Annotated in this window: 30 protein-coding genes and 1 pseudogene; 26 read left to right on the top strand and 5 right to left on the bottom strand. The window is 68.9% G+C overall.

Going from position 1 to position 25,374, the window contains the following annotated elements; all coding sequences use genetic code 11:
* Window positions 1-117: 117 nt before the first annotated feature.
* The 9 genes from NR792_RS36885 to NR792_RS36845 all read left to right on the top strand — a co-directional run bounded on the left by NR792_RS36885 (window position 118) and on the right by NR792_RS36845 (window position 8,871).
* Window positions 118-1,770, top strand: coding sequence for a DUF262 domain-containing protein (locus NR792_RS36885; RefSeq protein ID WP_375757394.1), 1,653 nt, complete (start codon window positions 118-120; stop codon window positions 1,768-1,770).
* A complete protein-coding gene (locus NR792_RS36880; RefSeq protein WP_223643813.1) occupies window positions 1,770-2,492 on the top strand; it encodes a DUF429 domain-containing protein in 723 nt (240 codons plus the stop codon). Before NR792_RS36885 ends, NR792_RS36880 begins: the two co-directional genes overlap by 1 nt.
* Window positions 2,493-2,973: 481 nt before the next feature.
* The gene (locus NR792_RS36875) at window positions 2,974-3,510 is read left to right on the top strand and encodes a hypothetical protein (RefSeq protein WP_375757393.1); all 537 of its coding nucleotides are present in this window, start codon (window positions 2,974-2,976) and stop codon (window positions 3,508-3,510) included.
* 56 nt (window positions 3,511-3,566) lie between these two features.
* Window positions 3,567-4,214: a hypothetical protein gene (locus NR792_RS36870; RefSeq protein ID WP_375757392.1), complete on the top strand. Its 648-nt coding sequence runs from the start codon at window positions 3,567-3,569 to the stop codon at window positions 4,212-4,214.
* Window positions 4,211-5,392, top strand: a complete 1,182-nt coding sequence (locus NR792_RS36865; protein ID WP_375757391.1) for a RecB family exonuclease — start codon at window positions 4,211-4,213, stop codon at window positions 5,390-5,392. Before NR792_RS36870 ends, NR792_RS36865 begins: the two co-directional genes overlap by 4 nt.
* A complete protein-coding gene (locus NR792_RS36860; RefSeq protein WP_375761751.1) occupies window positions 5,392-6,528 on the top strand; it encodes an exonuclease domain-containing protein in 1,137 nt (378 codons plus the stop codon). The genes NR792_RS36865 and NR792_RS36860 overlap by 1 nt, the downstream gene beginning before the upstream one ends.
* A complete protein-coding gene (locus NR792_RS36855) occupies window positions 6,525-6,863 on the top strand; it encodes a hypothetical protein (RefSeq protein WP_375757390.1) in 339 nt (112 codons plus the stop codon). The genes NR792_RS36860 and NR792_RS36855 overlap by 4 nt, the downstream gene beginning before the upstream one ends.
* Window positions 6,860-7,651, top strand: coding sequence for a hypothetical protein (locus tag NR792_RS36850; protein WP_375757389.1), 792 nt, complete (start codon window positions 6,860-6,862; stop codon window positions 7,649-7,651). Before NR792_RS36855 ends, NR792_RS36850 begins: the two co-directional genes overlap by 4 nt.
* A gap of 8 nt (window positions 7,652-7,659) precedes the next feature.
* Window positions 7,660-8,871 carry an AT hook motif domain protein gene (locus NR792_RS36845; RefSeq protein WP_375757388.1) on the top strand — a complete coding sequence of 404 codons (1,212 nt, stop codon included), beginning with the start codon at window positions 7,660-7,662 and terminating at the stop codon, window positions 8,869-8,871.
* A 701-nt stretch (window positions 8,872-9,572) separates the two neighbouring features.
* Here NR792_RS36845 and xerC read toward each other — a convergent pair.
* Window positions 9,573-10,190 carry a tyrosine recombinase XerC gene (xerC, locus tag NR792_RS36840; protein ID WP_169824386.1) on the bottom strand — a complete coding sequence of 206 codons (618 nt, stop codon included), beginning with the start codon at window positions 10,188-10,190 and terminating at the stop codon, window positions 9,573-9,575.
* A gap of 77 nt (window positions 10,191-10,267) precedes the next feature.
* Here xerC and NR792_RS36835 point away from each other — a divergent pair, with 77 nt between their 5' ends.
* Window positions 10,268-11,701 (top strand): terminase large subunit domain-containing protein, encoded by a 1,434-nt coding sequence (locus NR792_RS36835; protein ID WP_375757387.1) that lies wholly within the window; start codon window positions 10,268-10,270, stop codon window positions 11,699-11,701.
* Window positions 11,702-11,714: 13 nt separating this feature from the next.
* Here the strand turns inward: NR792_RS36835 and NR792_RS36830 are convergent, their stop codons facing one another.
* On the bottom strand, window positions 11,715-12,200 hold the full coding sequence (locus tag NR792_RS36830) for a hypothetical protein (protein ID WP_375757386.1): 486 nt from the start codon (window positions 12,198-12,200) through the stop codon (window positions 11,715-11,717).
* Window positions 12,201-12,459: 259 nt separating this feature from the next.
* Between NR792_RS36830 and NR792_RS36825 the strand changes: the two genes are divergently transcribed.
* The 16 genes and pseudogenes from NR792_RS36825 (at window position 12,460) to NR792_RS36750 (ending at window position 23,360) form a co-directional block, all read left to right on the top strand.
* The gene (locus NR792_RS36825; RefSeq protein WP_169824383.1) at window positions 12,460-12,669 is read left to right on the top strand and encodes a hypothetical protein; all 210 of its coding nucleotides are present in this window, start codon (window positions 12,460-12,462) and stop codon (window positions 12,667-12,669) included.
* Window positions 12,666-14,477 carry a phage portal protein gene (locus tag NR792_RS36820; RefSeq protein ID WP_375757385.1) on the top strand — a complete coding sequence of 604 codons (1,812 nt, stop codon included), beginning with the start codon at window positions 12,666-12,668 and terminating at the stop codon, window positions 14,475-14,477. The genes NR792_RS36825 and NR792_RS36820 overlap by 4 nt, the downstream gene beginning before the upstream one ends.
* A complete protein-coding gene (locus NR792_RS36815) occupies window positions 14,467-14,721 on the top strand; it encodes a hypothetical protein (RefSeq protein ID WP_375757384.1) in 255 nt (84 codons plus the stop codon). Before NR792_RS36820 ends, NR792_RS36815 begins: the two co-directional genes overlap by 11 nt.
* Entirely contained in the window at window positions 14,718-15,017 is a 300-nt protein-coding gene (locus NR792_RS36810; RefSeq protein WP_375757383.1) for a hypothetical protein, read from the top strand. The genes NR792_RS36815 and NR792_RS36810 overlap by 4 nt, the downstream gene beginning before the upstream one ends.
* A complete protein-coding gene (locus tag NR792_RS36805; protein WP_375757382.1) occupies window positions 14,992-16,077 on the top strand; it encodes a head morphogenesis protein in 1,086 nt (361 codons plus the stop codon). Before NR792_RS36810 ends, NR792_RS36805 begins: the two co-directional genes overlap by 26 nt.
* A 51-nt stretch (window positions 16,078-16,128) precedes the next feature.
* Window positions 16,129-16,314: a hypothetical protein gene (locus NR792_RS36800; RefSeq protein ID WP_375757381.1), complete on the top strand. Its 186-nt coding sequence runs from the start codon at window positions 16,129-16,131 to the stop codon at window positions 16,312-16,314.
* Window positions 16,307-17,170: pseudogene (locus tag NR792_RS36795) on the top strand (DNA adenine methylase); the annotation flags it as partial. The gene NR792_RS36800 and the pseudogene NR792_RS36795, both read left to right, overlap by 8 nt.
* Entirely contained in the window at window positions 17,156-18,526 is a 1,371-nt protein-coding gene (locus NR792_RS36790) for an XkdF-like putative serine protease domain-containing protein (protein ID WP_375761750.1), read from the top strand. The pseudogene NR792_RS36795 and the gene NR792_RS36790, both read left to right, overlap by 15 nt.
* Window positions 18,523-19,317, top strand: a complete 795-nt coding sequence (locus tag NR792_RS36785; RefSeq protein ID WP_375757380.1) for a hypothetical protein — start codon at window positions 18,523-18,525, stop codon at window positions 19,315-19,317. The genes NR792_RS36790 and NR792_RS36785 overlap by 4 nt, the downstream gene beginning before the upstream one ends.
* 22 nt (window positions 19,318-19,339) lie before the next feature.
* Window positions 19,340-20,278, top strand: coding sequence for a phage major capsid protein (locus NR792_RS36780; RefSeq protein WP_249348666.1), 939 nt, complete (start codon window positions 19,340-19,342; stop codon window positions 20,276-20,278).
* Window positions 20,279-20,295: 17 nt separating this feature from the next.
* Window positions 20,296-20,700 (top strand): hypothetical protein, encoded by a 405-nt coding sequence (locus NR792_RS36775; protein WP_375757379.1) that lies wholly within the window; start codon window positions 20,296-20,298, stop codon window positions 20,698-20,700.
* A 1-nt stretch (window position 20,701) separates the two neighbouring features.
* Window positions 20,702-21,343 (top strand): hypothetical protein, encoded by a 642-nt coding sequence (locus tag NR792_RS36770; RefSeq protein WP_375757378.1) that lies wholly within the window; start codon window positions 20,702-20,704, stop codon window positions 21,341-21,343.
* On the top strand, window positions 21,343-21,843 hold the full coding sequence (locus tag NR792_RS36765) for a hypothetical protein (RefSeq protein ID WP_375757377.1): 501 nt from the start codon (window positions 21,343-21,345) through the stop codon (window positions 21,841-21,843). Before NR792_RS36770 ends, NR792_RS36765 begins: the two co-directional genes overlap by 1 nt.
* Entirely contained in the window at window positions 21,840-22,130 is a 291-nt protein-coding gene (locus tag NR792_RS36760) for a hypothetical protein (protein WP_375757376.1), read from the top strand. The genes NR792_RS36765 and NR792_RS36760 overlap by 4 nt, the downstream gene beginning before the upstream one ends.
* Window positions 22,127-22,765, top strand: a complete 639-nt coding sequence (locus tag NR792_RS36755; RefSeq protein ID WP_375757375.1) for a hypothetical protein — start codon at window positions 22,127-22,129, stop codon at window positions 22,763-22,765. The genes NR792_RS36760 and NR792_RS36755 overlap by 4 nt, the downstream gene beginning before the upstream one ends.
* 4 nt (window positions 22,766-22,769) lie before the next feature.
* Window positions 22,770-23,360, top strand: coding sequence for a phage virion morphogenesis protein (locus NR792_RS36750; protein ID WP_169824372.1), 591 nt, complete (start codon window positions 22,770-22,772; stop codon window positions 23,358-23,360).
* Window positions 23,361-23,625: 265 nt separating this feature from the next.
* On the opposite strand, the gene NR792_RS36745 is transcribed toward NR792_RS36750, so the two are convergent.
* The 3 genes from NR792_RS36745 to NR792_RS36735 form a co-directional block, all read right to left on the bottom strand.
* Window positions 23,626-24,282, bottom strand: a complete 657-nt coding sequence (locus NR792_RS36745; protein ID WP_375757374.1) for a hypothetical protein — start codon at window positions 24,280-24,282, stop codon at window positions 23,626-23,628.
* A 143-nt stretch (window positions 24,283-24,425) separates the two neighbouring features.
* Window positions 24,426-25,151 carry a hypothetical protein gene (locus NR792_RS36740; RefSeq protein WP_375757373.1) on the bottom strand — a complete coding sequence of 242 codons (726 nt, stop codon included), beginning with the start codon at window positions 25,149-25,151 and terminating at the stop codon, window positions 24,426-24,428.
* Window positions 25,151-25,309 carry a hypothetical protein gene (locus NR792_RS36735; protein ID WP_169824369.1) on the bottom strand — a complete coding sequence of 53 codons (159 nt, stop codon included), beginning with the start codon at window positions 25,307-25,309 and terminating at the stop codon, window positions 25,151-25,153. Before NR792_RS36735 ends, NR792_RS36740 begins: the two co-directional genes overlap by 1 nt.
* Window positions 25,310-25,374: the final 65 nt, after the last annotated feature.

The raw sequence follows: 25,374 nt of genomic DNA, 5'->3' as shown, positions 1-25,374 counted from the left end.
CCTGGCGCGGCTCCTTGGCCCGGTCGGGATGGGCGCTGCCGGGACGGCGTTCGCGACGCTGGACGCGCCCCGGGTCAGTCTGTGATCCTACGTCGTCACCACCGCCTGAGGCCCCGGATGGAAGCGCGTCCTAGCAAGATCACAGAGTTTTTCGACGGCACGAAGCAGATGATGGTGCCGCTGTTCCAGCGCTCCTACGAGTGGACCACCAAGGACTGGGAGACGCTCTGGGCCGACCTCCTCGAGCAGTACGAGCGGAGCGAGGAGGACACGGTCGCCACGCACTTCACCGGCGCGATCGTGACCGCTCCCGCGCGCTCGGTGCCCGTCGGCGTGTCGAAGTTCCTGGTCATCGACGGCCAGCAGCGCCTCACAACGATCGCGGTGCTCATCTGCGCCATTCGAGCGTTCCTCGACCCGGAGTCGAAGGAGTACCGGCGACTGACGAAGCTCCTCATCAACGAGGACTACGACGAGCTCGACTACTTCAAGCTCCTGCCGACGCAGCCGGACCGCCCTGCCTTCCAGTCGCTCGTCAGCGCGAAGCCCCAGCCCGGCACGCGCTTCACGGAGGCGTTGGAGTTCTTCAAGAAGAAGATCGCGGGCACGGACTCCGACGGCGAGAAGCTCGACCTCGACCGGCTCACTAACGCCATCCAGAACCGGCTCACCGTCGTCGCGATCCACCTCGGCGACACGGACGACCCGTACCTCATCTTCGAGAGCCTGAACGCCAAGGGCGCTCCGCTCACCCAAGCCGACCTCATTCGGAACTACCTGCTCCTGCGCCTGCACTCGAACGCGCAGCAGAAGTCCTACGAGGAGGCGTGGCTCCCGATGCAGGCGCTGCTGCCCGGCGAGCACCTCACCGAGTTCATGAGGCAGTTCCTCATGATGACCGGCGAGGAGGTCGCGAAGTCGGCGATCTACAGCGTCCTCAAGAAGCGGCTGCTCTCGGTCTCGGACGCCTCCATCGCCGCCGAGTTGCAGCGCATGCAGCAGGCCTCGCTGCTCTACGCCGAGATCGTTGGACTCAAGAAGCCGATCGACGAGAACATTGCCACGGGGCTCGGTCGGCTGCGGCGCTGGGAGATCGCGACCGCCAACCCCTTCATCCTGAAGCTCCTCGAGGCGAAGTCGAAGGGCATCGTCTCGGCGGTGGACGTCGCGAAGTGTCTCGCGACGATCGAGTCCTTCGCGGTGCGCCGCACGGTCTGCGGCGTCCCGACGAACCAACTCAAGCGCATCTTCCTCTCAATCGCGAAGGAGATGCCCAACGCCGACATCCCCGCCTGGCTCAGCAAGACGCTCGCGGCGGGAACGAGCGGGCGGCGCTGGCCGAAGGACGAGGAGTTCAAGGAGTCGCTCCTCCGCTACCGCGCGTATGCGCAGCCGATCGACCGCTGCAAGTTTCTGCTCGAGACGCTCGAGGAGCACCACGGCCACAAGGAGCCCGCGACCTTCGAGAGCGCGACGATCGAGCACGTGATGCCGCAGACGCTGAACGCCGAGTGGCGGACGATGATCGGCGCTGGCGCCGACGACATCCACGAGAAGTGGCTCGACCTCCTCGGGAACCTCACGCTCACGGGCTACAACAGCGAGCTCTCGAACGACCCGTTCCCGAAGAAGAAGGCGCTCCTCAGCGACAGCCACTTCGAGATGAACAAGTGGATCGCGGCGCGCGAGCGGTGGACCGAGACAGAGTTGCGCGAGCGGACGGATCTGGTCTTCATGAAGGCGAAGGCTATCTGGCCGCGCCCTGAGTGATGGCGTGGGTCGCGGGCGTCGATGGGTGTAAGACGGGCTGGGTCGTCGTGCTGAACGACCTGGCGCTCAACACCCGCGTCGCGCGCGTCGTGCCCGACTTCGCGGCGGTGCTCGCGCTGCCGGAAGCGCCGTCGGTGATCGCCGTCGACATCCCCATCGGCCTCCTCGACATCGCGGTGGCCGGCGGACGAGCATGCGAAGTCGACGCGCGGCAGCTCCTCGGATCGCGAGCATCGAGCGTCTTCTCGGCTCCGACCCGCAGCGCCGTCGCGGCGTGTCGCGCCGGCGGCGACTACGCGACGGTGTCGAGCGCCAACAGAGGGAGCAACCCAGGCGCGCCCGGCCTGTCCCAGCAGGCCTTCGCCATCGTGCCCAAGATCGACCAGGTCGACGCCGCGCTCACCCCGAAGCACCAGCAGGTAGTACGCGAAGTCCATCCCGAGCTGTCCTTCGCCGAAGCGAACGGCGGCAAGCCGATGGTTCACTCCAAGAAGCGCAAGGCCGGGCGGATTGAACGTGAACGCTTGCTGGCGCGCCTTGGGCTCGCCACCCCCCTGAAGCTCCTGGGTCCGCGTCTTCCGGTGGGCGTGAAGGCCGACGACCTGCTTGACGCGTGCATCGCGTGCTGGTCCGCCGCCCGCATCGCATCGGGCGTGGCCGCTGTCATCCCTGCGTCGCCGCCGGTCGACACGCGTGGGCTGCGGATGGAACTCTGGCGCTGAGCGTCACCGGCCCCTCCGCGCCTCCCCGAAGATCGTCACACGTCACAGCGCGCTGCTCGAAGCTGAAGGCGTCGGGACGGACTTCGCGCCTGGAACTGGTGGACAGCAGGTGGACAGGCCCGGACACGTCGCTGTCCAGCCGTTTCTCTTCTCTTCTTCAGTGGTTACGTATCTCTTCTCCCTGTGGACAGCTTCGTTCGAGTAGCTCTACTCAGAACGACTTCGCGATTTCTCGGGGGGGCGCCTTCGAGCCTTCGGCGCTTCGAAGAAGGTCCCGCGCAGCGCATGTGCTGCTACCCACCGGACGGCGTCCGCTGTCCAAGTCGCGCCAAGCACCTGTCATTGCTGGAGAAAGCGGCGGACAGGTACGGCGTTGGTCAGCCGAGGCCCTGTCCTGGGGTCCCGGGCGCGAACGCCGTCCCGGTCACAGCCTGCGAGGTCGCTGTCCCGTTCCATCGTTCAGGGTCGCTTTTCCCCACCCATGAACGACACCGCCACCGACCACGACGCCTCGAACGCCCCGCTCCCGTTCCCGACGAAGGAGGAGCGCGACGCGCTCATCCTCGAGTTCCAGCGCCTCGCGGCGCGGCTCACGCAGGCCGGGCTCATCTCGCGCGTCTCCTCGGACCGCCTGATGCGCTCGATGAACCGCGAGCGCCGGTACGCCGAGGACAAGCGGCACGCGCTCCCCGAACTGGTGCTCAACATCCTGCTCGGCATCGAGGAGGGCACGCTGAAGGAGCGCGAGCACTTCATGCGGATGAAGGACGAGCACATCGCAGTCCACCTCGCGTCGGCGGGACCCGCGCTGTTCAAGGCCGGACGCGGACGGCTCACGCAGGCTGAAGCCCGGAGCCTCTTCCACTTCGGGTGGCTGCATTTCCGCAACGTCGTCATTGCCCGCTCCGAGCGCGCGCGATTCGGCCATGAAGAGGACCGCCGCCGCGTCGTCGTCCTCCACGTCCCCTCCGCGTACGAATTCGTCGGCGCCCGTCCGAAGCCTGTCCCATCTCGCTGAGCGAGTCCGCGTTTCCCCCCCACCGACGCCGTCCGAAGGCGCCGGCCAGGAACGCGATGGCTCTCAGGGACCTCATCAGACCGGCACCGCCGCCGCCCACGCCGGCCGCCGAACGTCCGCCCGGCATCACCTGCGAGAAGTACACGCGTGGCGAAGGCAAGCGCTGTCTCCACTTCCAACAGGGCGGCACGTGCCTCCTGCCGGACGAGTTCGTCTGCACCGAGTGGCAGAAGCACAACGGGCCCAACAAGCGCGCCCTCCCGGTCGTCGCGCCCGCGCCTGTCGTCGACGAGCCACACGCACCGAAGCCAGTGGCGCGCGACCTGTTCGGCAACCCGCTGCCCGAGGTCGCCACGCCCGCACCGGCGCCGAAGGCGTCGCCGCCCGCACCGATGACGGTTGCTCCGAGGCCCGACGCCGACGCGACGCCCGCCGTCGACGTCGACCAGCTCCGCGGCTTCACCACCGACAACATCGAGTCGTTCAAGGCGCTCGGGGTCGAGGTGCTCCTGCGCTCGGAGACGTACGGCGACGTCTGGCTGGTGCCCGCTTACACGGGCCGGGACCGCAAGGAGATCACACCCGAACACGCCGCGACGCTCGCGCGCGTCATGAGCGTGTTCCCGGGCTCGCACATCGTCTCGTTCGAGAAGACCAACCCCAACAACCCTGAGCGCCCAGAGCGCCCTTCGAGGCGCTCATGACCAACGCACCGTTCAAGAACCAGCACCTCTCGTACTCGCGGCTTACGCGATTCGAGCAGTGCCCCCTCAGCTACCGCCTGCACTACATCGAGAAGAAGCAGGCCGAGCCCGGGCTGGCGCTCCGCTTCGGCAAGACCATCCACGCCGTCCTCGAGCGGCTGATGAAGGAGGTGCTCGACGACGAGCGCTCGGGCCCGCTCTCCGAGGAGCGCGCCATCGAGCTCTATCGCAAGGCGTGGAGCGCCGAGCAGCTCACCGGCATGGACGTGTTCGCCGAGGGGCTGCGCATCCTGCGCGACTTCATCCGCGACCAGGGCGTCGTCGACCACCGCGACGTCCTCGCCATCGAGAAGGAGTTCTGGCTGCCGGTGGGGCCGTTCACGGTCCTCGGCTTCATCGACCGCGTCGACTGGGTCGATGACGAGACCGTCGAGGTCATCGACTACAAGACCAACCACCAGCTCTTCACACGCGACGAGGTCGACACCTCGCTGCAGCTCTCGCTCTACCACGTGGCTGCGCAGCGCCTCTGGCCCTGGGCGAAGAAGGTGAAGCTGACGTTCTGGATGCTGCGCCACGGCGTCCGGCAGGAGACGACGCGCACCGAGGAGCAACTCGCCGACGCGCTCGCCTACGTCGAGACGCTCGGACGGCAGACCGAGACCGCGACGGAGTACCCGGCGCGCCTCAACGCCAACTGCTCCTACTGCGACCATCGCAAGCAGTGCCCGGCGTACGCCGACGCGCTCAAGGGCAAGCGCGAGTTCCTCTGCGAGGACCTCGCGGACCTCGAGGCCGTCGCGCGCGAGCGCGAGGAGGTCGCCCGCCTCGCCAAGGTGCTCTACGCGCGGAAGGAGGATCTGGAGGACATCCTCAAGGCGCACCTGACGGAGCAGGACGAGCTCGTCCTCGGCGGCGTCCGCTACCGGATGTTCACCACGACGAGCCTCGACTACCCGCTCGAGCCGACGCTCTCGCTGCTTTCCGAGGCCACGGGGCTCTCGCGCGACGAGGTGCTCGGCAAGCTCGGGACCATCGACAAGAAGGCGCTCGACGCGCTCCTCAAGTCGCTGGGCAAGAAGCTCGACAAGCCCCGCGTCTCGCTGCTCAAGGCCGAGCTCGACGCGCACGCCGACAAGAAGGTCTCTCCGCGCTTCTGGGCGAAGGATGTGGCGTGATGCTGCTCCCGCCGCCCCTCGACCCGGCGTCGGTAGACGCCGCGCCCATCATCCCTCGCTACGTTCCGCGCCTGGAGCGCCGGGCGCCGAAGACGACCGTCGCCTTCGTCGACCTCGAGACGACGGGGCTCGATCCGTCGCGCCACGACATCGTCGAGATCGGCGTCGTCCGCGTCGACGCGCGCACCCTGGAGGTGCTCGACGAGTACGAGACGCTCGTCGCGCCCGAGCGCCTCGGAGACGCCGAGCTCGAGGCGCTGGCCATCAACGGCTTCTCGACTGCCGCGTGGGAGCACGCGCTCCCTCTCCGCGAGGCGCTGCTCGAAATGGCGCCGCTCCTCGACGGAGCCCTCATCGCCGGCCACAACGTCGGCTTCGACTGGGCCTTCCTCGATGCTGGCTTTCGACGCGCCGGTCTCGCCCTGCCGAACGTCGACTACCACCGGCTCGACACGGCGAGCCTCGCGTGGCCGCTCGTCGTCACGGGCGAGCTGCCGTCGACGTCGCTCGACCCGCTGGCGAAGCTGCTGGGCCTCGAGCGTCCGCACCCGCACCGCGCGCTCGCCGATGCGCGCTGCGCGCTCGAGGTCGCCCGACGACTGGTGGAGCGCATGCGCGCGGGCGGACTCATCACCGGGCTCCCGGCGGATGAGCGGCAGATCTGCGACGCGCTCCTCGGTCGTCTCGCGCAAGGCCGACGTCAGTACGGTCCGTGGCGCCTCGACGACGGGCGCGACTACCCGAGCGAGGCCTACGCCGAGGTGCTCGACGGGCTGCACTACACGGCCGCAGAGATGGTGCGCCATCGTCGGCTCGAGGCCGGTCGCCGACGACGCGTCTACGTCTGCCACCCGTTCGCCTCCGACCCTGCCGGCAACATCGAGCGGGTCCGCGCGATCAGTCAATTTCTCCTCGACGACGGCGTGCTCCCCATCGCGCCGCACCTCTACCTCCCGCAGCTCGTTGACGAGGCCACGGGTCGAGAGCAGGCGCTCGCGCTCTGCCTCGAGCTGCTCGCCACTTGCGACGAGGTCCGCGTCTTCGGCGAGCTCGTCACCGGAGGGATGGAGCGCGAGCTGCGTGAGGCGAAGCGGCTCGGCATCCCCGCGCGCTTCGTTCGGGAGGTGCGGGCATGAGCGGCGCGCACTCTCGGAGGAAGGGCGCCGGCTTCGAGCGCGAGCTCGTCCAGCGCTTCCGCGAGGCCATGCCGAACGCGCAGGTCCGCCGCGGCCTTCAGTTCCGCACGGGCGAGGAGACGCCCGACGTCGACTGCCCGGTGTTCTGGCCCGAGGCCAAGCGGGGCAAGCAGCCCAACGTCCGGGCCGCGCTTCGCCAGGCCACGGACGCGGCCCCGCCCGGACGCATCCCGATCGCCATCATCCGCGACGACCGCGCCGAGCCGTTCGTCGCGCTGAGCCTCGACGACTTCCTCAAGTTCGTCGCCGAGTGGTGGGCCCGGAGGGACAAGTGAAGAGCGCCCTCCGCACGGTCATCGAGCGGCTGCGCCGAGAGGCGCTCGTCGCTCCTCGGCGCGTCTTCGAGGCGGGCCGCGTGAGGCAGGCCGCGCTCGAGGCACACCCCGACGTGGCCTCGGTGCTCCTCGCGCTCGACGACGACGCGGAGAGCACCTACCCGGCACGGGAGGCGATAACGCGGGCGCTCATCGGCGAGCACCGTGCGAGCAGTGCCGCGCTCTGGGCGTCGATGCTGCTCGTCGCGTTCTCGCCGATGCTGGTGCGTCTGCGGAACCGCCTCGTCAGCGATACGGTCCCGGGCGACGAGCTCGACCAGCTCGTGGTCACGTCGTTCCTCGCGGCGCTGACGGAGCTGCCGCTCTCCGAGCGCACGGATCGCGTGGCGATGCGACTGCGTCAGCGGACCGAGCGCCAGGTGTTCGCGTTCCTTCGCAAGGAGCGCGATCACCGGCACCCGAGCCTCGACGTCGAGGCGGTGGCCGAGGCCGATCTCGAGGCACTCGCCCCGCGCCGGGCCTCGACCGACGAGAAGCTCTACGACCTCGCGCTGCTCCTTCAGCGCGCCGTCGAGGAGGGCATCTCGCCGAGCGGGCTCGACGTCGTCGAGGCGACGGTGCTCCGGCGCGAGCTGCTGCGTAGCTACGTCGAGCGCCTGGGACCCGATGACAACCTCGAGCGCGAGCGCATGTACCAGCGGCTGAAGCGCCAGCGGTCGCGGGCGCTGCGACGCCTGAAGACGCTGCTCGGGGCCTCGTCCCCGCTGCTGCTCGCGAGCGGCTTCTGAGGAGCACGATGGCGAAGAAGAAGGCCCACGGCGGAAGGCCCACGAAGGACGAAGGGCCGAAGCTCTCGCAGCCGGAGGAGGTCGAGCGCCTGCTCGTCGAGGGCGAGGTGGTACCCGGGCCCGATGGCGAGGCGAAGCGCGTGTGGCTCACCCAGCGAGACGTCGCCGCGCGTTTCAACGTCTCGCCGAGCCTCATCGCCGAGTTCGCGAAGAAGCATCGCACCACGGAGCGCCGCGCCGAGTTGCGGGCGAAGCTCGACACGCCGAAGCCGCCACCTCCGAAGGTCGAGGAGCCGGACGCGAACGCAGAGGACTCGCCCGAGCCCACCACAGACCCGCCCGACGCGCCGAAGGAGAAGCGCAGGCCCGGTCGTCCTCGCCGGCAGGACGCGCCGCTCATTCCCTTCGAGGAGCTGGACCGGCTGCTCGTGTTCGGCGAGGTGCAGATCCTCGACGACGGCAAGACCACGACGGTCTACCCCTCGTACCGCGCGCTCGCCGAGAAGTACGGTGTCGTGCCCAGCGTCATCGCCGAGTACGCGCGCAGCCACAACACGATGAAGCGCCGCAAGCTCGCCGCGATGCGGATCGAGGCGCGCAAGGACGAGAAGCTCGTCGAGCTGCGCTCGGATGCGCTGGCGGTCGGCGAGGCTCGCCTCGTCGCGATGATCGACGACTTCCTCGTGAAGTTCGAGGAGGCGCTCAAGGATGGCCGCGTCCGCACCGACAGCCCTGCCGACGTGAACACGCTCGTGCGCCTCAAGCAGTTCATCATGGGCGGCGCCGACTCGCGGCAGGAGGTGCGGAACATCCTCTCGCTCGAGGCGCTGCAAGAGCGCTACGCGCGGATGATGCGCGAGACCGAGAGCGCCACGCCAGCGATGGCCGGCGTCGTCATCGACGTGCGCGCGGAGGAAGTGAGCAACGAAACCGAGCAAGCGCGCGCGGGGAAGCAACTGAGCGCTCGGTTTCCCCCCGGCCCCTCGCTCGAAGGAGCCGACCAGGAACCGAACCTCTCCCGCGACCTCCGCCCCGCCTTGCGCGACCTGGTGAACCTCGCGCGCGAGCTCGCCGAGACGATGGGCGCCGACCCCGACGACCACGAGCTGATCGAGAACCGCGTGCTGCGCGCCGTCGAGCGCGTCGAGGCCGCGCTGGCCCCGCACGACGCCGCCGACGTTGGCCCACGTGGCGCCGAAGCCGAGGAGGACGAGGGATGATCGCCCCCGGTGCCGCCGCGCGCCCACGCGGCCAGGACGACGCGACCAGCGGAGCCGCGCAGAGGCCCGCCCACCAAGCTCACAGCGGGCAGGAAGAACACGCACGCATCGCGCTGCTCGCGGGATTCCGCGGCCTTACGCCGCCGACCAGTGACGAGCGCTCGAGCACGACGAGCTCACCTCCGGGCGAGCCGGTACACGCGGGCGCCCACGAGTTCGCAGTCGCCGCCGCCGAGACCGACCTCGCCCGCGTCGAGGGCGCGGATCCACGGAAAGCGGCCATTGGCCTCCGCGTCCGAGGCGCCGACGAGGCGCCGCAACTCCCCAAGAACGCGCAGCGCGCCGGGTGCGAACCGCCGCTTTTCTCTCTTAGCGGCGGTGCCGACGCGCCCCCGCTGCGCGCGCCTACCATGCTGGCCCCTGGCGTCGGCGGGCCGGCATCGGCCCACGTATGCCTACAACCTGCCGAAAGGGGGGAGGGGGCAAATTTTCGTGGCGCCGCGCGCCCGCCCCAGGGTGCCTGGGGCCGTTTTCGAGAGGGCCAGTTTTGGGAAACTGAGCAGCACTGGGATTCGAAACCGAGCGCCGCGCGGGAAACCGAGCACGCGGGCGCGTTCGGTTCTGCTCGGAAAGTAGGTCGCGAGGCGTCGCCTACGCGGGTGTGGACAGCCGCGAGCCCCGCCCGCTGTCCCGCCGCGCCCTCAGCAGACCAGCCCCTGGACCGACCGGAGCAGCTCCTCGTCCGAGGGGTGCGTGTAGATGCTGGTCGTCACCACCGACTTGTGGCGGGCGAAACGCTGTGTGAGCCGGAGGTCGCGGCTCGCGCGGTAGACGGCGGTGCAGGCGCTGTGGCGCAGGCAGTGGAAGTTGAAGTGCCGGTCGAAGCCCGCGCGTTCCTGCCAGACGCCGAAGGCGTGTCGAAGTTGGCGCGCGGACAGGCGTCGCCCGAGGCGGCTCACGAAGATGGGCGTGCTCGGCATGATGGTCTCGCCCGCGCGCTTCCTTGCGGCCAGCAGCTTCTCGAGCTTGGCACGCACGACGTCGGGCAGCAGCACCTCCTGCGGGGCCGGGTCCTTCGCCGAGCGCTTGAACACGCGGAGCGCGACGCGGCGCTTGGCGCGGCCGGCGTCATCGAACACGTCGCCGACGTCGAGCGCGAGGATCTCGTGCTCGCGCAGGCCGGTGCCCATCGCCAGCGAGTAGATGCAGTGGTCCCGGAAGCCATCGACGTGTTGACCCGTGACCTTCAGGAGCAGGCGCTGCTCGCTCTCGGTCAGGGTGCGCGCGGGGCGCGAGATGGTGTCGGCGTAGGCGGTCATGGTCGCTCTCCTCGTCGTCCATGCAGGCTTCCTTTCCGCAGGAAGGCAAGGTCGCTCGCGACGTCGCGGAGGGCTGCATGACGCTCGGGATCGTCAAGCGCACCGAGGAGGAGTTCGCCGAGTGGCTCGTGACGGAGCCCGGCTTCGTCACGGGGCTCATGGCCTACGACGACGAGCCCATCGTGCTCGAGGCGTACCAGCGCGAGTTCCTCAACAACCGCTCTCGCTTCCGGTGGGTCACGAAGAGCCGCCAGGTCGGCTTCTCGTTCCTCTTCGCGCTGGAGGCGCTCGCGCGCTGCCACCTGCGCGAGAAGCACACCGCCGTCTTCGTCTCCTACAACCTCGACGACGCGAAGGAGAAGATCCTCATCGCGCGCCAAGTCCACGAGGAGTTGCCGCTCGCGTTCCAGAAGCGGCTCGTCGTCGACTCGAAGACGGAGCTGGCGTTCGAGTCGAACGGCGCAACGAAGCGACTCTCGCGCATCCTGTCGCATCCTTCGAAGGCGCCGCGCGGAAAGAAGGGCGACGTCTACCTCGACGAACTCGCGCACTACGTGAACGACCGCGAGGTGTACCGGGGCTCGACGGCGCTCATCCTGCGGAGCAACGGGCAGCTCACGGGCTGTAGCACCCCGCTCGGCCGACGCGGCATCTTTTGGGAGATCGCGAACGAGGAGCTGCGCAAGTACCCCCACCACACCCGCCAGCTTGTTCCCTGGTGGCTGTGCCGGTTCTTCTCCACCGACGTGCGCGCTGCTTCCGAGGTCGCGCTCGACCTGCCGACCGAGGAGCGCGTCACGCGGTTCGGGCGGCCCACGCTCATTGAGCAGTTCGACTCGCTGCCGCTCGAGGACTTCCAGCAGGAGTTCGAGGGGAAGTTCGTCGACGAGACGTACAGCTTCTTCCCCTACGAGCTGATCCTCCCGTGCACGAGCGACGACCTCGTCCTCTACGACGAGCCGACGAGCGTGCGCGCGCCCGAAGGCCGAATCGTCGCGGGCTTCGACGTCGGCCGCACACGCGACCGCTCGGAGCTGGCGGTGTTCGAGGAAATCGAGGGCCGCTTCACATGCCGCATGTTGCGCAGCTTCGAGGGGACGCCCTTCGCCGAGCAGGAGGCCGAGCTGCGGCGCCTGCTCGGCACGCTGCCCGTCGCTCGACTCTCCATCGACCGCAGCGGCATCGGCATGAACCTCGCCGAGAACCTGTCGCGCGACTTCCCGCAGGTCGTCGGCGAGAACTTCACCAACGAGGCGAAGGAGCGCTGGGCGACCGACTTCAAAATCCTCCTGCAGCGGCGTGACGTGACGATGCCACGCGACCGCGACCTCGTCGCACAGGTCCACGCAATCAAGCGGCGGGTGCTACCCTCCGGGAAGGTCAGCTTCGATGCCGAGCGCAACGCGCGAGGCCACGCCGACAAGTTCTGGGCTGTGGCGCTCGCCTGCCAGAAAGAGCGGGCGCCAGAGCGCCCGCTGGCTGGCAATATTGGGGTTCGCGTGCTGGGCTGAAGCGGGCGTGCGCCTACGCGGAGTGCTCCGGCAGCACGCCCCGCTGCCTCAGCGCCGCCACCCAGAGGCACTCGAGGAAGACCATCAACGCGTCCTCGAATGGCAGCTGCGCCTGCACCAGCTTCTCGCGCACGTCCATCGCCAGTGCCTCCGCCGCCTCGGAGTACACCAGCGTCTCCCGGCGGGCGCGCGCCTGGGCCTCCGCGAGCCCGTGCTCGTAGCCCAGGTTGAAGTACGCTTCCTCCCGGTCCAAGGAGATGTCGGTGCGCAGCGTCTCCAACTCCAGGAAGGCCTTCGTATTCTTCCCGAGTTGGGCCCGCACCTGCTCCTGAAGCTCCAAGAGGCGCTTGTGCTCAGCATCCTGAGGGAGGCGCTGCTGAACAGCGATATCGACAGGGTGGCCGTCCTCACCCGGGCGCTTCATCTGGCAGTAGTAGCTGGGCCTCGGGGAGAGGGGCTGGGGATTGTGCGGCGGGTCTTGCTTCGATAGCTTCTTCATCGGTGAGCCTTTCGGTTGAAGGTTTACCCACGGGCCCGGACGTTCGCGCGTCGCGGGCCCACTTACGCACTACGGCTCCGTCGCCTGCCTGAAGGCAACCCCCTCGTAGCGAGAAAAGGCGCCGTCCCCGAACCAGGCCACCGCGCCGCTTTGCTCCTCCCGGAGGCGAGGCGCGCGGTCCAGATGCTCGGTGCCCAGGTGGACTGCCTCCTCGCAGGCTGGCCAAGCGCCTCGCCTCCGCTGTCTCGCGGAGTCCACCATGCGGCGTACCCTCAAGATCTTCGTCATCCCGGCAGGCAAGCCCGCGGGCACCCCGCCCGAGCCCGGGCCTGACGTCGAGCTCGAGGCCGCCAGCGACGACGGGCTCCTGGCCGCCGCCCACGAAGCGATCGCCAAGCGCGGGCTCCGGGCGCGCGCGGTGTCGTTCACGCCGACCGGACTCGTGGCGTACGCGGAGGCCGCGCGGTGACGACGCCCGACGCCGTCTACGACGCCGAGCAGCGGCTCCAGACGATCCTCAAGGCGGTCGTGGTCGGCGCGCGGGTGCAGGACCCGGCGAGCCGTCCCGCGGGCGAGGACACGACCAGCGCATTCACCTCGGCCGGCGCGCTGCTGCCGCCCTACGACCCGGAGACCCTCTGCCTCCTAGTCGAGCACTCCAACTCGCTGCGCCAGAACGTCGACGCCTACGCCACCAACATCGACGGCAACGGCTACCGCTTCGACGCGGTCATCGACTTCGACGCCGAGGACGCGCGCTCGAAGGTGGCCGACACGATGACGCTCGAGCGGCTCGCCGCGCGCGACGCGGGCACGCTGCCCGACGGCGTGGGGCTCACGCCAAGCGCCGAGGAGATCTCGGCGCGCTTCGCGGAGCTGCGCCAGCTCGCGCGCGTCGAGCGGGCGCGCCTGGAGTCGTTCTTCGACTTCGCCTGCTTCGACCACTCCTTCGTCGATCTGCGCCGCCGCACGCGGCAGGATCTCGAGGTCACCGGGAACGCCTTCTGGGAGATGCTCCGCGACGGCAAGGGCGACCTCGCGCGGCTGGTCTACGTGCCGTCGTACACCGTGCGTCTCCTGCCGCTCGATCGCGAGGCGGTCGAGGTCCGCGAGCGCGTGCGCGTCTCGCCGGTGAGCTTCGACACCGTGAGCGCGCGCCGCCGCATGCGCCGCTACGTGCAGGTCCAGGGCACCGAGTGCGTGTACTTCAAGTCGTTCGGCGATCCGCGCGTGGTGTCGCGCTCGACCGGCCGCGTCTTCCCCGACATCGCCGCGCTCAAGGCCGCCAAGCCCGACGACGGCCCCGCCACCGAGCTGCTCCACTTCGCGATCCACTCGCCGCGTTCGCCCTACGGCGTGCCGCGCTGGGTGGGCACGCTGCTGTCCGTCCTCGGCTCGCGGCAGATGGAGGAGGTCAACTATCTCTACTTCGAGAACAAGTCGGTCCCGCCAATGGCGCTGCTCGTCTCGGGCGGCCGGCTCTCCGAAGCCTCAGTGCCGCGCATCGAGCGCTTCATCGAGGAGAACCTCAAGGGCAAGGCGAACTTTCACAAGATCCTCATCCTCGAGGCGGACGGCGCAGGCACGGGCGACGGCGGTCGCGCGAAGATCGAGCTGCGCCCGCTGACCGACGCGCAGCAGCAGGACGCGCTCTTTCAGGTCTACGACGAGCGGAACATCGACAAGGTCGGCAGCGCGTTCCGGCTGCCGCGCCTCCTGCGCGGCGAGAGCAAGGACTTCAACCGTGCGACTGCCGAGAGCGCGCTGCGCTTCGCCGAGGATCAGGTCTTCCAGCCCGAGCGCGACGAGTTCGACTTCCTGATGAACCGCAAACTGCTCGCCGACATGGGCGTGCGCTTCTGGCGGTTCCGCTCGCAGACGCCGGTGACGCGCGACCCAGAGCGCATGACCGAGATGGTCGAGCGGCTCGTGCGCGTCGGCGTGCTGACGCCCGAGGAGGGGCGCCTCCTGGCCGGCGACATCTTCAACCGGGAGTTCAGGAAGATCGGCGACGACTGGACCAAGCGCCCCATCACCCTGACCCTCGCGGGCATCCAGACCGGCGTCGAGGACCTGAAGCCGAAGACGGTGGGCGCCGAGTCCCTGCTCCCGAGCGCCAAGCAGCTCCTCGCGCTGCGCGAAGACCTGCGCGCCGAGGAGGAGCGGCTCGCGGCTGGGCGACTCGACCTCGCGCGCCGCTACCAGGACGTCGAGCACGTGAAGGTGCCGCGCGACGAGTTCGCGCGCTGGTTCGGCGAGGTGCCCGATGCACCCTGAGCATCAGCGCGCGTGGGTACAGCAGGCCCAGCTCGACGCCGAGCGCGGCGTCATCGCCTGCCGAATGTGCAAGCGTCACGCGGGCCTCGATGAGACGACCACGCTCTGGCGCAACGGGCTGCTCGTCTTCGCCCTCTGCGACCGCTGCGCGGCCTCGCACGACGTCATGTTCTCGCCCACGGAGGCGGGCGTCGAGGTGCGCGCCAAGCGCCGAGGCCCACTCATCGTCGGAGGCGGGCCGTGAAGCTCGTGCCCTCGTCGAAGCGACCGTGCCGCCTGGAGCGCGGCGAAGTCCGTCGAGTACCGCAGGACCGCGCGAACCTCCTCGTCGGCTTCCACCTCTGCTGCCCGCGCTGCGGGTTCAACACGCCCGCGCTCGCCGGCCACGACGACTTGGACATCGCCGAGGGCGACGAGCCTGACGACCTCACGTTCTCGAAGGCGCTCCGATGCACCTTCTGCCGCGTGTTGATTCACGTGCGCCACGGCGAGCTGCGGCTCGAGGAGGACGCCGATGTGCGGCACATCCGCTTCCGCTGACCGGCTCCTCGTCGTCCACGAGGCCCGCGTCGCCGCCGACGAGCTCGTCGAGCGCTGCCTCGGTCTCCCCGTGGCCAAGGCCATGAACCTCGGCACCCGCGCCGGGTTCAACCGCGCCGTGGCACTCCTGGCCGCGCGGCTCCGGAGCGCCACCGGCCGGGCCGACGCCGACGCCGCGCGCGAGGCGATCGCCGTCCTCGACGTCGACTGGTCCCGCACCACCGCCGCCGAGCGGCGCCGCCTGGTCGCCGAGGCGATGAGCGCAGCGGGCCGCGCGACGGCGATCGTCCCGGCGCGCATCGAGGCGCCGTTCAACAATGCCGCGCAGAAGGTGGTCGACGCCACCCGCGCCGAGGCCCGACGCGGGCAGCGGCTCGCGATCGGCGCCGAGTTCAACGCCCTCGACCAGCGCGTCGTCGCCCACGTGACCCGCTCCCAAGGCAACTTCGTCCGCGACGAGTACGGCCGCCGCATCGAGGGCTTCGGCGAGGAGGCCCGCCGCATCGTCGCGGCCGGGCTCGAGGAAGGTCTCGGACGTGACGACATAGCCGCGGGTCTCGAACGGGCCGCCCGCGCGGCCCTCGTCGATCGCGCGCCGTTCTACTGGGAGACGGTTGCCAGCTCGTTCATCTCGCACGGCCGCTCCTACGCCCAGATGAGCAGCTACGCCGAGGCGGGCATCCGGCAGTACCGCATCGAGGCCGTCCTCGACGAGCAGACCACGAACATCTGCCGCTACCTCCACGGCAAGACGTTCTCGGTGGCTGATGCCCTCCGGCGCTTCGACCGCATCGAGCAGTTCGAGGACCCGGAGGCCATCAAGCAGGCGATGCCCTGGGTTCGAGAGTCCCGCGCCCCCGAGACGGGCCGGACCCGGCTCTACGTAGACGGGGGCGCCGGCCGGACCGACCTCGCCGAGGTGGCGCGCTCGGCGCTCGGCACTCGCGACGATCGCGGCGACTTCCGCGCGCTCGCCAGCGACTCCGCGCTGAACGAGGTCGGCATCGGCTTCCCGCCGTACCATGGGCTCTGTCGAACCACGACGCTCGCGGTCGTGTGACGTGTCCCCTCTGCGTGCGGGCGGCGGCTTTGCCTCTGCAGAGGACGACGCATGCCCGAGACTGCGAAGCCGCGCGAGCACGAGAGCACCGCCCCGAGCACCGGAAGCGGGACGCCTCCGTCCGCGCCCTCGCTGCAGGCGAAGGAGGCGCCGGTCATCTGGCCGCGCGACCTCAACTCGCCCTCCACTGACAAGCCCGAGTGGGGCTCCGACCCGGAGACGCTGCGCGATGCGTGACCGCCGCGAAGCCGCCATCGCCTACGCGCGCCGTGTCCTCGCGGCGAGCCAGGGCGCTCCCCCGGAGGCCATGGAGGTCGAGAAGACCATCTGGGGCTCGCCCGCGGGCAAGAAGCGCCTGGCCGACCGCCTCGTGGCGATGCTCCCGGCGCACAAGACCTACGTCGAGCCGTTCGCTGGCAGCGCGGCGGTGCTGTTCGCCAAGGAGCCCTCGGAGGTCGAGGTCATCAACGACGCCGACCTCGAGATCGCCGACGCCTACCGGCTCATCAAGAAGCTGACGCCCGAGGGGCTCGCCCGGCTGAAGAAGCTGCCGTGGGTCGGCGATGAGAAGACGTTCAAGCGGCTCCTCGACGTCGAGCCCGAGGACGACGTCGAGCGGCTGCACCGCTTCCTGTACCTGACGCACTTCTCCTACGGGAAGATGCGCGGCAAGAGCTTCAGCCCGACGGTGGTCGGCGTCGAGGCGACGACCATCAAGCGCATCGAGAAGTTCGCGCCGCGGCTGAAGAAGGTGAAGGTGTACGGCGGGGACTACGAGAAGGTCGTCCGCAAGTACGACAGCAAGGACACGGTCTTCTTCCTCGACCCGCCGTACCCCGGCTACAACGTCGACGTCGGCGAGTCGGAGTTCGACGAGGAGCGCTTCTTCAAGCTGCTCAAGTCGCTCAAGGGCCGCTTCCTCATCACCTACGGCATCCGGGGGAAGTTCCCCGAGCTGGTGAAGAGTTCGGACTTCTGGGTGAAGCGCATCCGCACGCCGCGAACCATCGCGGCGATGCGCGGCGTCGGCGGCCCGTCCGTCCTGACGCAGCTCCTGGTCGCGAACTACGAGCCCGCCATCAAGGGGCTCGACGACTCCATCGCCGTCGAGGACAGGGACGGCGCACTCGACACAGGCGGCGACGACGTCGAGAAGGCCCAGCCCTTCGGCACGTTTGGAGGCTCGTTCCACTACGCCAAGCGGATCGTCCCGCTCATCCCGGTGCACAAGACGTACGTCGAACCCTTCGCCGGCGCGGCCGCGGTCCTGCACGCAAAGGACTCGAGCGAGAGGGAGGTCATCGCCGACCTCGACGACGACGTCGTCTTCCTGCACCGGAGCATCAAGGCGATGACGCCCGAGCGCGTCGCGGAGCTGCGGCGCCGCTTCGAGTGGACCGTCACGCAGGAGAGCTTCGCCAAGGCGCGCGACATGACGCCGAAGGACGACGTCGCGCGCTTCTACAAGCTCGTCTTCGTGCGCACGCACGCGCGCGACTGCCGCCCCGACGGCACGCACCCGGCGCAGCAGCACCTCGGCTCGACGACCAACCCCGAGAAGTACCTCAAGGCCGCCGAGCGCCTGAAGGACGTGACCATCCTCCGGCAGGACTACAGGAAGACGCTGCAGGCCTACGACTCGCCCGACACGTTCTTCTTCATCGACCCGCCGTACCCCGGCGAGTGGTTCGACAAGGACAACGTCATCGACCTCGGCGAGTTCATCGACGCGCTCGCCAAGGTGAAGGGCAAGTTCATCGCGGTCCTGAACCCGACGCCGGAGAACGTCGCGGCGTTCAAGAAGGTCGGGCATGTGTTCCGGCTCAAGGTGCGCGAGGCCTCTGGGCGCGGCGGCGCCAAGCAGGCGATGCGCCTCTTCGTCGCCAACTTCCCGGTGCGCAAGGCCGAGGCGTTCGAGCTCGTGGCCAAGTGCGAGCACCTCTCGCTCGACCCCAGCGTCGACGCGCTGGTGTTCGACAAACCCTCGCGCCTCGTGAAGGGCATCGACCCGAACGACGAGCGCTTCGTGCTGGGCATCGTGCTCGAGCCCGAGGTGGTCGACGCACAGGGCGACATCTACTCGGCCGACGAGATCCGCGCTGCCGCCCACCGCTTCATGGAGGACTTCGGCGGCCTCGGCCTCATGCACCGCCTGCGCGTCAACGGCCAGGTGAAGGTGCTCGAGAGCTACCTCGCGCCCACCGACTTCACCGTCGGCGAGCTCGCGGTCCGCAAGGGCACGTGGCTCCTCGCCGTGCGCGTGCTCTCCGACGAGCTGTGGGAGCGCGTGAAGTCGGGCGACCTCACGGGCTTCTCCATCGGCGGCTCGGCGCGTCGCGTGCCCGAGCCCGCACCTGTTCCGACCTCGGAACAGTCGCCCACCGAGCCGCAGCCCTCGGCTCCTGAGCCCACCGAAGACGCCAACCCCGAGACGAAGGCCGCCGCATGACGACCGAGGTTCGCAAGAGCGACGGCGTGCACCGCCTCGTCGACATGGTCGTCGAGGAGGTCTCGCTTGTCGACCGCGCCGCCAACAAGCACCGCTTTCTCATCGTGAAGAGGGACGAAGCAATGGACGACGACAAGACCCAGAACACCACCCCGGCCGAGCCGTCGCCGCCCGCTGCGCCCACGGCGAAGCTCGACGACAACTCGGCGCTGAACGCCGCGCTCGCGGCGCTCGAGAGCCTGACCGGGCTCGTCGAGCTACTCGGCGAACTCGGCGCCGACCAGGCCGACGCGCGCCTCGCGGGGCTCGCCGAGGAGCTGCGCAGCGTCGCGATGCAGCTCCTCGAGCGCGCGGACCGCGATGGTGTGAACGAGACCGACGAGGTTGTGGAGGCGCGCGCCAAGAGCGAGCCCGCGACGTTCGCGGCCAACCTCGCCGCCGCGAAGCAGGCGCTCGCGCGGCTCGGCGAGCTGGCGAAGAAGGTGCCCGCGAAGGCCGACAAGCCCGCCGAGCCGAAGCCCGAGACCGCCCCGGCGGTGAAGGCCGATGCGCCCGACGTGACCGAGTCGCTGGCGAAGCTCGCCGAGTCGGTCCGCTCGCTGTCGGAGACCGTGAAGGAGCAGCAGCAGCGGCTCGGTCGCGTCGAGAAGCAGTTCGGGCTCCCGAACAGCGCGGCGCCCGCAGAGCGCGTGTCGAAGGCCACCGTCGAGGACGTGGGATGGCCGCTCGATCTCAACAAGCCCAAGGACCGGGAGAGCGTCGACAAGGCGATCTCCTTCCACGACCTCTGAACCCCGCCGGAAGGAGACCATCATGAGCCATCTCAGCAACCGGTCCATCCTGGAGAAGGCCGACCTCGCGCTCGCCGATCTGACGGCGGGCGGCGGCCTGCTCCAGCCCGCGCAGGCGCAGAAGTTCATGCGCCTGCTCATCAAGCAGTCCGTCCTCCTGCAGCTCGCGACCGTCGTCCCGATGGCCTCGCCCAAGCAGCAGATCTCGAAGATCAAGTTCGGCGCGCGCGTGCTGCGCCCGGGCCAGGAGGGCACCGCGCTCGGCGCCGTCGATCGCGTGAAGCCCGACCTCTCCGACGTCGAGCTCGACGCCAAGCTGTTCAAGGCCGAGGTGCGACTCTCCGACGAGGTGCTCGAGGACAGCATCGAGCGCGGCGAGCTGCGCCAGACCATCATGGAGATGCTGGCCGACGCCATCGCGCGCGACATGGAGGACGTCGCCATCAACGGCGACACGGCCTCCGTCGACCCGTTCCTCGCGACGATGGACGGCATCCTCAAGCAGGCGACGAGCAACATCGTCGACGCGGCGGGCACGCCCATCACGAAGGACCTGCTCCGCGACATGCTGAAGACGCTGCCGAGCGAGTACCTGCGCGACAAGAAGGCGATGCGCTTCCTGTCGAGCGTCGACGCGGACCTCGGCTACCGCAACACGCTGGCCGACCGCGCCACCGTCGCGGGCGACCGCTTCCTCGAGGACGACACGCCGGTGCTCTACTCGGGCGTGCCGCTCCAGCCCATCCCGCTCTTCCCCGAGAACCTCGGCGTGGGCGGCGACCAGACGGCCATCGTGCTGTGCAACCCGAAGAACGTCCACGTCGGCATCTGGCGGAACATCCGCTTCGAGTCCGACCGCGACATCTCGGAGGGCACGCTGAAGATCGTCGCGACGCTCCGCTTCGACGTGAAGTTCGCCGAGGAGCCGGGTGTGGCCAAGGCCATCAACGTGCAGCTCTGAGCTGAGGAGAACGAGACATGACCGACACCCTGCTGGTTCGTCTCAAGCCCTACGACCCGCGACGCGGCTTCGTGCTGCGTCGCTTCACCTACGCCGGCATCCGCTTCCACGACGAGCGCGGCTGGTACCGCGTCGAGCGCAAGGTCGGCGAGCACCTGCGCGCCGTGCGCACGGTGCCCACCGACAAGTACGCGCCGCTCGCGTTCGACGTCTGCACCGAGGCCGAGGCCAAGGCGCTCGACGCGGGCGAGAGCGAGGCCGCGAAGGTCAAGCGCAGCGCCACCGACGACCTCAAGGTCACCACCGCGCGCGGTGCCGTCACGACCGACGACCTGCCGAAGAACACGTCCCCGGCCTCCGCGCCGCCGACCGCGAAGGACGACGACGCGGGCAGCAAGCGCGGCAAGCGCGAGCGAGAGTGACGTGTACGCCTCCGTCGCCGACCTGCGCGCCGAAGGCGTGACGGCGGCCGAGGCGAGCGACGCCCGCCTCGAGCTGCTGCTCGATGAGGCATCGCGTCTCATCGACCGCGTGACGGGCTGGTTCTTCGAGCCGCGCCTGCTCACGCTGCGCCTCTCGGGGCGCGGCGCGCCCTCCATCGAGCTGCCGGTGCCGCCGATCCGCTTGGACCGGCTGGTGCTCGGGAGCGCGGAGCTGTCGCTCGAGCCGAGCGAGCTGCTCATCGTCGGCGCGCCCATCCAGCCCGGCTTCGACGGCCCGCGCTTCACGCGCCGCCACGGGCGCACGTTCCCGCGCGGCCACGGCAACGTGGTCGCCGAGGGGCTCTGGGGCTTCACCGAGGATGACGGCACGCCCACGGGGCGCACGCCGCCCGCGATCCGCCGCGCGACGATGCTCCTCGTCCTGCGCTCGCTCGCGCCGCTCGCCGACGACGCCTCGTTCGAGGCGCGCAGCCGCTGGCGCATCATCGAGGAGAGGACGCGGGACCAGAGCTACAAACTCGATCCCGCGAAGGCCGCGACGGCAGCGTCGGCCACCGGCGACCCGGAGATCGACGCGCTCCTCGCGCTCTACGTCCGGCCCACGCCGATCGGAGCGGCCTGATGCGCGGTCGCATCATCTTCCCGTTCGTCGCGGAGCTGCATCGCCTCGACACGCGGTCGATGGCGCCCGACTACGACGAGGACTTCAAGGAGCCCGTCCTCATAGACGCCGATGATGACGGCGTCGGCGAGCCCTTTCGTCGCGAGCACCCGCCCGTGCGCGTCCCCTGCCAGGTGGAGCCGGAGGCTTTTGAAGCCTTGCGCATGGCGACGTCCGGGAACACGCCCAGGTCGAGCTTCGATCTAGTCTTCCACTTCAGGGATCTCGAGCGGCTCGGCCTCGTCGACGCCGCCTCGGGCGACGCCCTGATTCGCCCGAGCGACAGGCTGGGCGCGCTCTACGCGCGCGACGGCCAGCTCGTGCAGGCCGTGCGCACGCCTCCCGGTCTCTACGTGACCGAGGCGCGCCCCATCGGCTTCGGGCTCCACCGGCGTCGGCCCAGCCGCAACCTGCTGCTCGTCTCCTTCCAGGACCGGGCGGCTGCACGGAGTGGAACATGATGAAGGCTCTCGCACTCACCGCGCTCGCAGTGGTCTGCCTCGGCGCGCACTGCCGCCCCATCGACGGCTGCGGCCTCGGCGCCACACGCTGCACAGGCAACACCGCCGAGATCTGCGATGCAGACGGCAGCTACCACGAGCTCGCCGACTGCGACGAGGGGAGCGCGCGGAGCGGCGCGCCGTTCGTCTGCGCGTTCGTGGACGAGACGACGGACGACGGCCACATCACCGGGCACACCTGCGTGCCCGCGAGCGACGCCGACGCGGCGGCGGGAGGTGGGCGATGAAGGGCTACCTCCAGTCGCTGCCGGTGGTTGGCAAGATCTTCCTCGACGTGCAGCCCGAGGAGGTCTGGGCGTTTTGGCGCTTCATGCAGGACCACTTCCGCACGAGCGTCATCAACAAGAACAGCGCGCTCGAGATGCAGCTCGTCGCTCGCGGGCTCGAGGCGCTCGGCCTCCAGAGCAAGGACCGCTTCCTCAAGAACTTCACGACCACCATCGGCCGGCGCATCTACACGCCGTTCGAGGTCAGCTCGCCCAAGGGCGGCTGGGACCTCTGGCACCAGATCGTCATCTGCGTGCACGAGCACCAGCACGTCGTGCAGCACGATCGCGAGGGGCTCTCCTACGAGGTCAGCTACCTCGCCGACCGCGCCGCGCGCGCCCGCTGGGAGGCCGAGGCGTACCGGTCGAACCTCGAGATGGCGTACTGGCGCACGGGCACCACGCCCTCGGCGCAGCGCACGGCCTCGGTGCTGGCGGACTACGGCTGCCGCGACGAGGACATCGAGGTCACCGCGAAGTCGCTCGCGCTCTCGGCTATCAGCGTGAAGAAGGGCGCGGTCATCAACGAGGCGACGCACGTGGCGCTCGGCTGGCTCGACGAGCACGTGCCGCGCCTGCGCTTCAAGCAGGGGTGACGTCATGGCGGTATCGCGCACCGGAGACTGGGCGCGGGCGCGGCGGCTCCTCACCGCTGCGCCTCAGCGCCTGCAAGCGGCGATCGGCACCGCCGTGCGCCAGGAGGCCCACGCACTGCGCAACGAGATCGTCCAGGGGCTCACGCGTGAGGCGCCGGGCGGCGAGCCCCTGAAGCCGCCGTCGCCGCTCACCATCGCTGCGCGCCAGCTCGAGGGCTTCGGCGGGACGAAGGCGCTCATCGTGCGCGGCGACCTGCGCAACTCCATCACCGTGTTCGTCCACGGCGACGAGGCCTTCGTCGGCGTCTCGCGCTCGGCGCGCTCGAAGGACGGCGCTTCGCTGGTGGACCTCGCCAAGCTCCACGAGTTCGGCGGCCCGCCCGTCATCATCCCGATGACACCCAAGATGCGCCGCTTCCTCTTCGCGCTGCTCCGCAAGGCCGGCAAGGAGCCCACCGGCGGCAGCGGGCGCGGCGTCATCGTCGTGCAGGTCCCGGCGCGGCCCTTCCTGCGGCCCGCGTTCGAGAGGTTCCGCGAGGGCGCGAGCCGCCGTTTCCTTGAGCGCGTCGCCAAGGAGTTGGGACTCGCGCTATAGTGCTGCGCAGCCTAGGAGCTTGTGATTCGATACGGACGCACCCAGTCTGGCCATCCGGGAATGACGATGCGAGTGGAGCAGTATTTGGTTCCGCTAGGTTCTGAGAAGGCACAGATCACCCTTTCCCATCTCGAAGGCGATCCGAAGGCAGTTGCAGCCCGCGATCGGATCAAGAGCAGCATCCAAATCCGTTGATGCTCCCCCGCCGTTCCAGAGGGATAGGCGGAGTCCGGGATGGCGGTGGCGCACAAAGCACAGAGACGCCCTATAGGATTTGCTTCTTCAGCTCCTCTGCCTTCTTGGCGTACTCATCTTGATTTAAGATGCCTTCATCGAAAAGCCGTTTATACGTGAGCAGTTCATCTTGTGCCTTGGCTCTCTCTCGCTCCTTGGCTTTCTTGACGACCTGTTCGCCCACAGCAAGGGCTAGAGGGCGAGCTCTTCGCCATACCATCGAGAAAAAAGCGAGTAGCAATACGACGCCCACAATGACGCCCACGGCGACCGCGCCGACTTGGATGGCGGTGTCTCGCGCCTCGACGTGACGAGAAGCCTCCTCAAATCGACTGAGGATTGTGGCTTTTCCCGACGGTCCGTATTTAGCCACGATGGAAGAGTGGTCCCGCTCGCTGAGCCACCGCTCCAGCTCCGTCATAGTCGACGGATCCTTCGCATCGTCGGCGATCTTGTAAAATTCAGTACGCTGGAGATCCTGCTGGAGAATCGCATCTTGCTCTTCTGGAGTCCGCCGTTCGCGAGCGGCGCGGAGTGCATCGCGATATTCGCGGAGGGCAGTGTCCTTCCGGACCTCTTCGAGGAACTCCTCGGAAAATCCATAGCTTTCTGCCATAGCGTCGTTCGAGGGGGCCGTGGCAACAACCAGCAACAGCGTAGCCGCCATCACCTGAATCAGTTTCTTCATAGCGTTACCCTCTCTTCGCAGCATCGCCCACGCTACGAACTGCTCGAACGGATCCACCTCTAGATGCCTCACCCCGGAAACCTCCATCGAAGGGCCGGGACTATATGTCGGCTGGGCAACCACGGGCGGGCGATTACGCCCATTCAGGGGAGCTTCGCCAGCTCGTCGAGTGTCTCCGGCAATCGGAACGACTCGTTCGGCGCGATCTCGTCCACCTCCTGCTTCAGGCCGATGGCCGCGCGAAGGTGCGCCTGCAGCAGCAGGGCACGGACCTGCCAGAGGTGTTCTTCCATCCCGCCAAGCCACGCCTTCAGCCACTGGTCAGAGAAGCGTTCTGCGGCCTCCAGCGCGCGATTGAAGGCGCCGGCGAACTCCTGATCCACGCCTGCGGCGGCGTCGCTACGGAGCTGTTGGAGCGCCAGCGGACTGGTCATCTCGGCGAAGCGCAGCTCGCGCTCTTCTACCTTGGGCGCTGCCTCGAATCGCTCGACGAAGATGCCGGGCAGCATCGCGATCCGGTTGTGATGCGAGCGAGCGAAGTTCAGCTTGGCGTACTCGGCTGCAATTTCGAAGTTCGACGGCAGCGGGCAGTCCCTCGAACTCGCATGGATGTCTCGACGAATCCGGGCGCAGCTGATCACGCCGTTGTTGATCTGCTGGTTGACGTGCAAGTCGTAGAGGTACCGAGCAACCCACTTCACCGGGTCACCGGATGCGAAATCATGACAGTCGTTGACCTGCTTCACGGTCACGAGAGGAACGCCGTGCTCGTTCTCGTCAGCGGCAGCGAGTGCCGCGATCTCCTTGTTCACGGATGCAGCGAACTTCGCAGCGGCCAGCACGTCGGGCGATAGCTTCTTGGCGTCCATTACGTGGCCTCGTTCGCAGCGAGGAACGCTTCCAGCTCGTCGGCGGTCATCGACATGATGTCGGGCTCATCGCGCTGCGTCGGGTTCGTCGAGGGCGCATCGCCCTGCCCCTTCCGTTCGGTCGAGATCGCTTCCGTAGGCGCAGTCTCCGGCGCCATCCACTTGCTGGATCCGAACGCTTGCACATCAGGCGAATAGCGACAACCCTGTCGCTCAATCGCTC

Source organism: Corallococcus exercitus (assembly GCF_042231735.1).
In the GTDB taxonomy this organism is placed as follows: Bacteria; Myxococcota; Myxococcia; order Myxococcales; family Myxococcaceae; genus Corallococcus; species Corallococcus exercitus_B.
Note: the sequence above shows the minus strand (reverse complement) of the source record. Positions and strands in the feature narration are given on the sequence as shown.